The following is an 11,014-nucleotide window of genomic DNA, read 5'->3' as shown; positions in this document are numbered from 1 at the left end:
CCTGACGGGTGACTCCGGCCCGGCTCGGGCGCGTACGGAGACCGGCGCCGCCGCGTGCGCGAGCGGCCGCGCTCACCCGGCCGGCCCCTCGGCACGCTGTCTCAGTCAGCGGCCGGTTGCCGGGCCGTCCATGACGCGAGGATGCGCAGGGCGTCATGGGACGGGCTGCCGGGTTCGGCGGTCAGGACCATCAGGCGCTGTCCGGAGCCGTCAGGGCTGGCCCAGGTGTCGCAGTCGAGGGTGAGGTCGCCCACCAGGTGGTGGCGGTAGTGCTTCGTGCCGTAACTGGCGCTGTTGACGCGGTGTTCGGCCCACCAGGTACGGAAGTCGGCGTCCTGGAGGGACAGTTCGCCGACGAGTTGGGCGAGGTCGGGGTCGTCGGCGCTGCCCGCGGCCTCCATCCGCAGTGCGGCGACGGCGTCCCGGGCGTCATGGGCCCAGTCCTGGTGCAGTTGCCGGACCACCGGGTCGGTGAAGAGCAGCCGCAGGTAGTTGCGCCGGTTCGCCGGAAGAGCTGCGAAGTCCGTGTAGAGGGCTGTGGCGGCGGGGTTCCAGGCGAGGATGTCGAGGCGTTCGCCCAGGACGAGCGCGGGGGTTTCGGTGAGCTGGTCGAGCAGGCGCCGCATGGCCGGACGCAGGCGCTGTGCGGGTCGGCGGCGGCGAGGGTGGGCGTCGGCACGGCCCGCGAGTTCGTAGAGGTACTTCTGCTGGTCGTCGTCGAGGCGCAGGGCACGGGCCAGGGTCATCAGCACGGGTGCGGACGCCCGGACGCGGCCCTGCTCCAGCCGCGTGTAGTAGTCCACGCTGATGGCGGCCAGCTGGGCGGCCTCCTCGCGGCGCAGCCCCGTGACCCTGCGGGCGGAGTCGGTCTCGGGAAGGCCGCACTCCCGCGGTGTGAGCTGGGCCCGGCGGGCCTTCAGGAAGGCGCCCAGTGCCCGGGGGCCGGAGTCTGCAGTCATGCTCCCCAGTGTCGCTGTGCCGCGACGGCCACGGCACACGGGTGAGGGGGCACGTTCTTTCCCAGGCAGAAACCTGGCTCTCCCGCCCGTGCGGCGAACGACGGAACGTGGAGGTGTCACCCGGCAGGAAACGGACCCCGAGTCCGCCGTGCCGGTGCGTCACCCCACCTCACCACCGTCTCAGGGAGTTCCGCATGGCCAGGACCACCGTCAGCTTCGACAGCGCCGGCATCCCGATCGCCGGCCACCTCTACACCCCCGACACATCCGCGTCGGGTCCGCGGCCCGCGCTCGTGGTCGGTCACCCCGGTACCGGTGTGAAGGAGCAGACCTCCGGCACGTACGCGCGGCGGATGGCCGAGCGGGGGTACATCACCCTGGCTTTCGACGCCGCCTACCAGGGAGAGTCCGGTGGTCTGCCCCGTGGTCTGGAGGATCCCGCCCAGCGGGTGGAGGACTTCAAGGCCGCCGTCTCTTACCTCACCGCCCGCGCCGACGTCGACGCCGATCGCATCGGGCTGCTGGGCATCTGTGCCTCCGGCAGCTATGCGCTGGCGGCCACGGGCGGTGACCGTCGCGTCAAGGCCGTGGCGACCGTGTCCACGGCCGAGCCCGCCCGGCAGTTCCGTCTGGGCGCCGACGGCACCCAGGACCCGGCCGTCTTCCGGTCCCTGCTGGACGCCGCGGCGGCGGCTCGCAGTGCTGCCGCACGCGGCGAGGACCCCGGCGCGATGACCATGTTCCCCGAGACCGCCGAGCAGGCCCGTGCGCTGGGCGGGGAGCACGGCGTCGAGGGCTTCGACTACTACCGCACCCCGCGCGGCATGCACGAGCGCTCCGCGAAGACCCTCGCCTGGGAGAGCATCGACAGGATGGCTCTGCACGACGCGTTCTTCGCCGTCCCGCTGATCGGCCCACGCCCCGTCCTCCAGATCATCGGCGAGCGTGCCGTCACCGCGTGGATGGCCGTCGAGGCACACCAGCGCGCCACCGGCCCCAAGGAGATCCACTGGATCAAGGGCGCGAGCCATGTCGACCTCTACGACAAAAAGGAGTACATCGACCCCGCCGTCGACAAGCTCACCGCTTTCTACGCCGCCCACCTGTCCACCGACTGACGGGCTGCGCAGCCGCGGCTGTCCTCTCCTCGCCACACAAGGCCGTCCTCTCGTCGCCCGCGAAGGCCGTCCTCTCCTCGCCCGCCAAGAGGCGAAGAGACCCTCACGGCGCGCCTTCGCGCTCGATGGTTGTTCGCGCAACTACCTTGTGGGTGCGCCGACTTGGCGACGGACGTCCGGTGGTCACGAGCCGGACGCCCGACCGTGTCGGGCGGTCCCACGGCTGCCCGAAACCGTGTCTCAGCAAGGAAAGACAGAACATGAAGATCGGCTTCGCACTCCCCCAGTTCCACAAGCAGGCTTTCGGCATCTCCCGCATCGCCCATTTCGCCCGTGAGGTCGAGCAGGCCGGCGCCGCGAGTCTGTGGGTCGGTGACCGCAATCTGGCCGCGGTGTCCCCGAAGATCGGCTACGGCGGTCAGGGCGACACCATCCCGGCCGAACTCAACCCGGCCGCCGACCCGTTCGTCCTGCTGGGGGCGGCGGCCAGCGTCACCGAACACGTACAGCTGGGTATGCACGTACTGATCGCGCCGCTGTATCCGCCGGTGCAGCTCGCCCGCTCGCTGACCACCCTCGACCTGGTGAGCGAAGGACGTCTGCTGCCCGGGTTCGGCATCGGCTGGTCCCCCGAGGAGTACGAGGCGGCCGGCCTGGACTTCCACCGGCGTGGCGCGCGCATGGAGGAACTGCTCGACGCCCTCGACACCATATGGACCACCGACCCGGCCGAGTACAAGGGCACCCACCTCACCGTGCCCCTGCACCACGCCCCGCTCAAGCCCCGCCAGAGCCCGCGTCCGCCCGTCTACCTGGGAGCGATGTCCGAGCGCGCCCTGCGCAGGGTCGCCCTTCGGGGGGACGGCTGGCTGCCGCTGTGCGTGGTGCCGAGCTACGTCGACATCGACGGACTCGTCGCACAGCGCGCCCTCATCGACAGCCTGGCCCGGGAAGCCGGCCGCGACCCGGCGGGCATCGACGCGGTCCTGCGCGTCAACATCGACTCCGGTACCCCGACCACCGACGTCGTGGACACCATCAAGTCCGTGCACGAGCGCACCGGCATCGACCACTTCATGATCGACTCCCTCTACACCGCCGACACGGTCGAGGACTCGATCGAGCTGGCCGGCGAGATCCTCGCCCTGGTGGACGAAGGCTGAGCCGGGCCCGTGTCCCCGTCGTACCCGCGGGGACACGGGTCACCGAGGGGCGTGCCGTCACGGCTCGGGCGCTACCCGATCCCGGCCGCCGCCTCGCCCTCGACCGGGATGCCGAGACCGTCGGCCACGGCGGTCAGCGTCGTCCCCAGCGGGAGCCCGATCCGGGTGACGGCGTGGACGTCACCCCGGGTCGCGTCCCGGTTGACGATCAGCACCGGCTTCCCTTCCTGCGCCGCCTGACGGACGAAGCGGAGCCCGGACATCACCGTCAGCGAGGAGCCGAGGATCAGCAGGGAGGTCGCCGCACGGACCAGTGCGCGGCACTCCTCGACCCGGGCCGCGGGCACGGACTCGCCGAAGAACACCACGTCCGGCTTGAGGATGCCGCCGCAGCGTGTGCAGGGCACCACCTGGAAGTCGCCGACCTGCTCGTCGGTGAGGTCGGCGTCACCGTCGGGGTTGATCGCCGCGGCCACCGGTTCGAAGCCCGCGTTCGCCTCCTCCAGCCGGCGGGCGAGTGCGCGGCGCGGGCTGAAGGTGCCGCAGGACAGACAGACGACCCGGTCCAGACTTCCGTGCAATTCCACGACACCCTCGGTGCCCGCGGCCTGGTGCAGGCCGTCGACGTTCTGCGTGATCACGCCCGTGAGCAGGCCGTGCCGCGCGAAGGCGGCGACGGCCCGGTGTCCCGCGTTGGGGCGGGCCCGGCCGAAGGTACGCCAGCCGAGGTGGCTGCGCGCCCAGTACCTGCGCCGCGCCTGCGCACCACCGACGAAGTCCTGGTAGGTCATCGGGGTGTGCCGGCTCAGGCTCCCGCCCGCGCCCCGGTAGTCGGGGATGCCCGATTCCGTGGAGATGCCCGCCCCGCTGAGCACCAGCACACCGCCCAGACGCAGCGCGTCGGCGACCGGCTGCGGATCCGTGGTGGCGGGCGGCAGGTCCTCGGTCGGGGTCCAGCTCAGAGTGGGGCGCATGCGCATGCCACCAGAGTAGGCAACCTTCATCGTCCCGGTGCTCGGTGACCTCCACGGGCCGGTCCGCGCAGACAGCCCCGTGAGGAACTTTTTCAGACACGCGGTGGCGTAATCCGTCATCTTCCAGCCATGCGCGGGCACGGGCCCCAACTGCGTCCTTTACAGCTCCGTAATCCCCCGGCTGCTGGATGACACGGCTTTGACCAGGGGTGATGCAGGATTCCTTCATTGACGGCGGCACCGGTGCTCATTAGCGTCGGCGCCATGAACCACCGAGCCCCCGTGGACACCATCGACGACCTGGACCGGCGCGTCATCGCCGCGCTCCAGCTCAACGGTCGTGCCCCGTGGAGCGCGGTGGCGCGATGGGTGGGCGCCGGCGAGACGACCGCCCAGCGGCGCTACCGTGCCCTGCGCGAGCGCGGGCTGCTGCGGGTCGTCGGGACCATGGAGCTGGACCGGACACGGGAGGGATCCTCCATGCTCGTCCGGGTGCAGGCCAGGCCAGGCCGCGGGCTGGAGGTCGCGGACCGGCTCACCGACAGTCCGGACGTGCGGTTCGTGGCCGTCGTCACCGGCGCCGCCGACCTCATCGTCGACTTCGTGGCCCGCGACAACGAGGAGATGATGCGGATCCTGTTCACCGACCTGCCCGCGGCCGACCTCATCACCAGCACCGAGGCCGTTCCGGTCATCCGCGCGTTCACCTCGGCGTCGATGTGGGACACCGGACTGCTGCCCGCCGAGGCCGCCGCCGGCCTGCGGCCCGACTCCCTGGCGTCGTCGTGCGACCGTGCCGACTGGGACGTCACACCGCAGGCGCTCACCCCCCTGGAGCAGGCGGTCGTCGCAGCCCTCAAGGAGGACGGCCGCACCCCGGTCAGCACGCTGGCCAGGACCCTGGAGCACACCGAGTCCAGCGTCGCGCGGGCCATGGACCGGCTCATCTCCCGCGGCATCCTGCAGTTCCGCACTCTGGTCGAACCGGCGCTGATCGGGTACGACGCGGAGTTCATGGTCTGGCTGTCGATCGAGCCCGACCGGCTCGACGCGGCCGGTCGGCAGCTCGCCGGGCATCCGGGAACCAAGTTCCTGGGCGCGGCGACCGGACGCTTCAACCTCGTCGGGCACATGGTGCTCCCCCGCCGCGCCGACCTCTTCCGCTACACCAGCGACGTCATCGGGGCGCTGCCCGGCCTGCTGGCCTCCGACGTGACCCTGCACCTCGTCACCATGAAGTACTCCTGGCACCGCATGGTCCGCCCCGCCGCCTGAGCGGACACCCGCCCGCCCGCGGCCCCCTCACCCCTCGCTTGTCCACTTTTTCCCGTCCTGTCCCCGACCCCGTGGAGTCACCATGCCCACAGACGACTCCGGCCTGCCCGCGGAGAGCTGGCGCTGGACCGAACCGACCTGGCGCGGCCACCTCGACGCCGTGCGCGCCGGACGCCGGCTGGTCCCCGACCGCTGGCCCGGCGGCGCCCGCGTCGCGGTCGCGCTCTCCTTCGACTCGGACCACGAGACGATCCCGCTGCGCGACGGCGAGACCAGCCCCGGCCGTCTCGCCCAGGGCGAGTACGGCGCCCGCGTCGGCGCGCCCCGGATCCTGGACCTCCTCGACCGGTACGGCGTACCCGCCACGTTCTTCATGCCGGCGGTCTCCGCCCTGGTGCACCCCGAGGAGGCGCGCGCCTACACCCGGGACGGTCACGAGCTGGCCGTCCACGGCTGGATCCATGAGCGCAACATGCTGCTGGGCCGCGACGACGAGCGGGAGCTGACCGCACGCGCCCTGGACACCCTCACCACGCTGACCGGGCAGCGGCCCGTCGGTATCCGTACGCCGTCCTGGGACTTCTCCGACTCGACGCTCGCCATCATGCTCGAACTCGGCTTCGCGTACGACTCCTCGCTGATGGCCGACGACGAGCCCTATGAGATCGTCGCGGACGGCAGGCCCACCGGTCTGGTCGAGATCCCCGTGGACTGGATCCGGGACGACGCCCCCTATTTCACGATGGACCGCTACGGCTCCGTCCGCCCGCACAGCCGTCCGCGCGACGTGCTGGAGATCTGGACCGACGAATTCGACGCCGCGTACCGCGACGGCGGTGTCTTCCAGCTCACCCTGCATCCGCACGTCATCGGGCACCGCTCACGCCTGGTGGCGCTGCGCGAACTCCTCGACCACATCGCCGCCCACTCCGACGTCTGGTACGCCACGCACGCCCAGCTCGCCGACACGGCCCGTGCCGTGCTGGGCAGCGGGGCCGCGGTCGGACACGACCGGACGACCGCCCGTTCCGCCCCCGACGCCCCGGAGCAGACGCCATGACCACCGGATCCGCCACACCACCCGCCGGCCCCCTGTCCAAGGGCGGCGGCTCCCCCGCCCCGGGCAGACTCAGCCGTGCCCAGCGCAAGGCCATCGTCGCCGGCACCATCGGCAACACGGTCGAGTGGGTCGACTGGGCCCTGTACTCGATCTTCGCGAAGATCATCGCTGACGAGTTCTTCCCCAAGGGCGACGGGGCGGTGGCGCTGCTGTCCACGCTCGCCGTGTTCGCCGTCGGTTTCGTGATGCGCCCGGTCGGTGCCGCGGTCCTCGGTGCCTACGCCGACCGCCACGGCCGCAAGAAGGGCATGACGCTCACGGTCGCGCTGATGGCGGGCGCCGGTTTCCTGATCGCGATCACCCCGAACTACGACACCATCGGTGTGCTCTCGCCGCTGATCCTGCTGATCGCCCGGCTCGTACAGGGCTTCTCCGCGGGTGGTGAGTTCGGTTCGTCCTCCGCCTTCCTCGTGGAGTCGGCGGCCCGTGGCAGGCGTGCGTTCGCCGGGTCGTGGCAGCAGGTGTCGGTCGCGGGGGGTGTCCTCATCGCCTCGCTCCTGGGCACCCTCACCACCTCGACGCTCAGCGACGACGCCGTGCACTCCTGGGGCTGGCGCGCCGCGTTCGTCTTCGGCGGGCTCCTCGGCCTGGTCGGACTGTGGCTGCGCGTGACGGTGGAGGACACCGAGTCCTTCACCCAGGCGCAGGACACGGGCCGCACCCGTACCAACCCCGTGAAGACGATGTTCGTCGAGCACCCGGCCGCGACCCTGCGCGTCGCCGGCATCACGATCGCGGGCACCCTGACCTACTACATCTGGGTCAACTACCTGCCCACGTACGCGAATCTGACCACCGGCATCCCGCTCAAGACGGCCCTGCTGTCGCAGACGCTGTGTCTGGTCGTGTTCGTCGTCGCGCTGCCGTTCGTCGGGCTGCTCTCGGACAAGATCGGCCGCAAGCCGACGATGGCGGCCTTCGCCGGTGGCTTCGTGGTCCTGGCCTGGCCGCTGCTGCACCTGCTCAGCGGCAGTTTCCTGAGCCTGTTCCTGGTGCAGCTCGTCGGCATGCTGCTGATCCTCGGCTACTCCGCCAACTGCGCCGTCATCATGGCCGAGCAGTTCCCGGCGGAAGTGCGCGCCACGGGTATCGCCCTGCCGTACGCGCTGGCGGTAGCGCTCTTCGGCGGCACGGCGCCCTATCTGACCACGTGGATGCACGAGAACGGCCACAGCGACCTGCTGTGGATCTACGTCTCCGGCGCCGCGCTCATCTCCCTCGTCGTCTACCTCACGATGCCGGAGACCAAGGACAAGGAGTTCAGCTGATGGCGCACGTCCTCGTCACCGGTGCCGCGGGCGGTATCGGCGGCGCGATAGCCGAGGGGTTCGCCGCACGGGGCGACCGGCTCACGCTCGCCGACCGCGATCCCGAGGCGCTGGAGTCGGCCGCGGCACGGCTGGGCGGCGGCACGGCGACGCACACCGCGGACCTCACCGACCCGGACGCCCCGGCCGCCCTGGTCGAGGCGGCCTGGGCGGCGCACGGTCCCGTGGACGTCCTGGTCAACGCGGCGGGTGTCTATCCGTCCCTGGACATGGCCAAGGTCGAGGCAGCCGCCTGGGACCGGCTGTTCGCCGTGAACCTGCGCGCCCCCGTGCTCGCCACCGCCGCGTTCGCGCGGCTCGCCATGGCGGCCGGACGGCCCGGCTCGGTCGTCAACATCTCCTCCGGCTCCGCGCTGCGGGCCCGCCCCGGCGGCGGCCCGTACGCGAGTTCCAAGGCCGCGCTGGAGATGGCCACCCGGGCCGCCGCCCTGGAACTGGGCGAGCACGGCATCCGCGTCAACGCGGTCAGCCCCGGGTTCGTCCAGGTGTCCAGCGACTGCAATCCCGTCTCCGTCGAGTACGCCGCCGCCATCGGCGCCAATCCGCTCGGCCGCCCGGGAAGCCCCGGGGACATCGCCCGCGCGGTGTGCTGGATCGCGGGCCCGGACGCCTCCTGGATCACCGGGGAGGTCCTGCGGGTGGACGGCGGCTCCAGTACGGGCGCGCTGCACCTGCCCCGTATCTGGCAGCCCGGCGACACCCGCGCCACCCCGCACACGGCGATCCCTGCCGCCCTCACGGAAGGACTCCCCTCATGACCGACCCCTCCCCGGAGCGGGCCGCCTACACCGTCGTCGGCGGGGGCGCGATCGGCGGCACCCTCGCCTTCGCCCTCGCGCGGGCCGGGCATCCGGTCACCGTCGTCGACACCGACCCCGCGCACGTGGCCGCGATCCGCGCCCGCGGACTCGTCGTCGCCCACGGCGGGTCCCGTACGAGCGTGCCGGTCGACGCCGCCACTCCGGACGAGTTCACCGGCACCCTCGGACGGGTCCTGCTGGCCGTGAAGGCGCAGGCCACGGGGACGGCGGCGGCGTGGATCGCAGCCCGGCTGGAGCCGGACGGTTATGTCGTCTCGCTGCAGAACGGCTTCAACGAGGATCTGATCGCCCAGCATGTGGGTGCCCGTCGGACCGTCGCCGCGTTCGTCAACATCTTCGCCGACGTGGTCGAACCGGGTGTCGTCCTCGACGGCGGCGCCGGGGCCCTCGTCGTCGGTGAGCCCGGCGGCTCCCCGGTGAGCCCCCGTGTCCGCGCGGTCGTCGCCGACCTGCAGAGCTGGGGTCCGGCGGTGGCCAGCGACAACGTCGAGGGGTACCTGTGGGCCAAGGCCGGTTTCGGTGCGATGCTCGCCGCCACCGCCCTCGCCGACGCCCCCATGGCCGACCTGATCGACCGGCACCGGCCCGCCATGGCCGCCCTGACCGGTGAGATCTTCGCCGTGTCCGACCGGCTCGGCGTCACCCTGGAGGCCTTCGACGCCTTCGACCCCCTCCCGTTCCGGCAGGGTACGGATCCGGCGGAACGCGATGCCGCCTTCGACCGCCTGAGCGCGTGGCTGCGTACGCAGGCGAAGGACCGCAGCGGCATCTGGCGCGACCTCGCCGTACGGCACCGGCCCGTCGAGGTGACCACCCACTACGCCGGCGTCTTCGAGCACGCGGCCCGCGAGGGACTCCCCACGCCGCTGCTGCGTACGGTCATGGACGGCCTGCGCTCACTGGAAGGCGCCCCGGACGGGATGTCGGAGGGACGGCTGGAGGAGCTGGACCGGCTCGCCGGGTCGCCGGCACCCGGGCGGACGGCCGAACCGGACCACCCTGCCGCGCCCGCGAAGCCCGGCCGGCTGCCCGCGGCGGAACAGGCCGCGGCGGTACGGAGTTGGCTCGACGAGCACCGCGAGGACATGGTCGCCGACCTCGACGCGTACACGTCCCAGGGCAGTGCCAGCGACGACCTGGACGACCTCGCTGCCTGCCTCGGCTGGCTGCGCGACTGGCTCGACCGGCGCCTGGGCACACCGGACACCGAGGAGATCCTTCCCCGGGCGAAGGCCGGCACCGGGGACATCCTCGTCCGCCGCTATCCGGCCCGGGACGCGGTCGCGGAGGACGGCCGGCCGGTCCTGCTCCTCGGCCACTACGACACCGTCTGGCCGACCGGCACCCTCGACGACTGGCCCTTCCGGCGGGACGGCGACCACATCAGCGGGCCCGGCGTGTTCGACATGAAGGCCGGGCTCGTCCAGGCGGTGTGGGGCCTGCGTGCCCTCGACGCCCTGGGCCTGCCCAGGCCGGCCTGCACCCTGATGCTCAACGGCGACGAGGAGACGGGCAGCCTCACCTCCCACGAGGCCATCGTCGCCGAGTCGCACGGCAGCAGGCTCGCCATGGTCTTCGAGGCGGCGGCGGACGGCGCGATCAAGACGGCCCGCAAGGGAGTGGGACTGTTCACCCTGACGGTCACCGGCAGTGAGGCCCACGCCGGGCTCGACCCGACCGCCGGGGCGAGCGCGGTGGACGAACTCGCCCACCAGATCCTGCGGCTGGCCGACCTGCGCGCCCCGGACGCGGGCACCTCGCTCAACGTGGGCGTGGTGGAGGGCGGCACCCGCAGCAACGTCACCGCGGGACGGGCCGTCGGCCGCATCGACATCCGCGTCGCCTCGGCGGCCGAGCAGGATCGGATCAGCGAGGCCCTCGCCGCGCTGCGCCCGGTGGATCCGCGCACCCGTGTGCAGATCACCGGGGACTGGAACCGGCCCGTCTTCGAGCGGACCGAACAGGTCGCGGCGCTCGCGGAGTTGACCCGCCGGTGCGCCGCCCTGCTCGGGGAGGACCTGCGGGAGGCGTCCGTGGGCGGAGCGAGCGACGGCAACTTCGTCGTGGCCGCGGGGACGCCCGTCCTGGACGGCATCGGTGCGGTCGGCTCGGGCGCCCACGCCCGCTCGGAGAACACCTCCGTGTCCGGCATGGTCGCGCGTTCCGCGCTGGCCGCCACGGTGTTGGTGTCGTTGGCCGCCGGTTAGCCCGCAGTGATCCATGTCCCGCCCCGCCGCGGAGCGCACTCGGCTCCGC

At 72.2% G+C, this 11,014-nt stretch carries 9 protein-coding genes; 7 read left to right on the top strand and 2 right to left on the bottom strand.

The features are described from left to right. Window positions 1-101 precede the first annotated feature (101 nt). Entirely contained in the window at window positions 102-959 is an 858-nt protein-coding gene (locus ACFWGJ_RS35305; protein WP_387332761.1) for a helix-turn-helix domain-containing protein, read from the bottom strand. A 194-nt stretch (window positions 960-1,153) separates the two neighbouring features. On the opposite strand from ACFWGJ_RS35305, the gene ACFWGJ_RS35300 reads away from it, so the two are divergent. Both ACFWGJ_RS35300 and ACFWGJ_RS35295 read left to right on the top strand, forming a co-directional pair. Continuing rightward, on the top strand, window positions 1,154-2,077 hold the full coding sequence (locus tag ACFWGJ_RS35300) for an alpha/beta hydrolase (RefSeq protein WP_387332759.1): 924 nt from the start codon (window positions 1,154-1,156) through the stop codon (window positions 2,075-2,077). A 260-nt stretch (window positions 2,078-2,337) separates the two neighbouring features. Then, window positions 2,338-3,240, top strand: a complete 903-nt coding sequence (locus ACFWGJ_RS35295; protein WP_387332757.1) for a TIGR03619 family F420-dependent LLM class oxidoreductase — start codon at window positions 2,338-2,340, stop codon at window positions 3,238-3,240. Window positions 3,241-3,311: 71 nt separating this feature from the next. Here the strand turns inward: ACFWGJ_RS35295 and ACFWGJ_RS35290 are convergent, their stop codons facing one another. Beyond that, window positions 3,312-4,220: an NAD-dependent protein deacetylase gene (locus ACFWGJ_RS35290; protein WP_387332755.1), complete on the bottom strand. Its 909-nt coding sequence runs from the start codon at window positions 4,218-4,220 to the stop codon at window positions 3,312-3,314. 258 nt (window positions 4,221-4,478) lie between these two features. Here ACFWGJ_RS35290 and ACFWGJ_RS35285 point away from each other — a divergent pair, with 258 nt between their 5' ends. The 5 genes from ACFWGJ_RS35285 (at window position 4,479) to ACFWGJ_RS35265 (ending at window position 10,965) form a co-directional block, all read left to right on the top strand. Further along, window positions 4,479-5,489 (top strand): Lrp/AsnC family transcriptional regulator, encoded by a 1,011-nt coding sequence (locus tag ACFWGJ_RS35285; RefSeq protein WP_387332754.1) that lies wholly within the window; start codon window positions 4,479-4,481, stop codon window positions 5,487-5,489. 82 nt (window positions 5,490-5,571) lie between these two features. Next, window positions 5,572-6,549, top strand: coding sequence for a polysaccharide deacetylase (locus ACFWGJ_RS35280; protein ID WP_387332752.1), 978 nt, complete (start codon window positions 5,572-5,574; stop codon window positions 6,547-6,549). Continuing rightward, window positions 6,546-7,877, top strand: a complete 1,332-nt coding sequence (locus tag ACFWGJ_RS35275) for an MFS transporter (protein ID WP_387332750.1) — start codon at window positions 6,546-6,548, stop codon at window positions 7,875-7,877. The genes ACFWGJ_RS35280 and ACFWGJ_RS35275 overlap by 4 nt, the downstream gene beginning before the upstream one ends. Continuing rightward, complete coding sequence (locus tag ACFWGJ_RS35270) at window positions 7,877-8,695, top strand: SDR family NAD(P)-dependent oxidoreductase (protein ID WP_387332749.1); 819 nt, start codon at window positions 7,877-7,879, stop codon at window positions 8,693-8,695. The genes ACFWGJ_RS35275 and ACFWGJ_RS35270 overlap by 1 nt, the downstream gene beginning before the upstream one ends. Beyond that, complete coding sequence (locus ACFWGJ_RS35265) at window positions 8,692-10,965, top strand: 2-dehydropantoate 2-reductase (protein WP_387332747.1); 2,274 nt, start codon at window positions 8,692-8,694, stop codon at window positions 10,963-10,965. The genes ACFWGJ_RS35270 and ACFWGJ_RS35265 overlap by 4 nt, the downstream gene beginning before the upstream one ends. Window positions 10,966-11,014: the final 49 nt, after the last annotated feature.

It is taken from the genome of Streptomyces sp. NPDC060205 (assembly GCF_042728395.1).
Taxonomy (GTDB): Bacteria; Actinomycetota; Actinomycetes; order Streptomycetales; family Streptomycetaceae; genus Streptomyces.
Note: the sequence above shows the minus strand (reverse complement) of the source record. Positions and strands in the feature narration are given on the sequence as shown.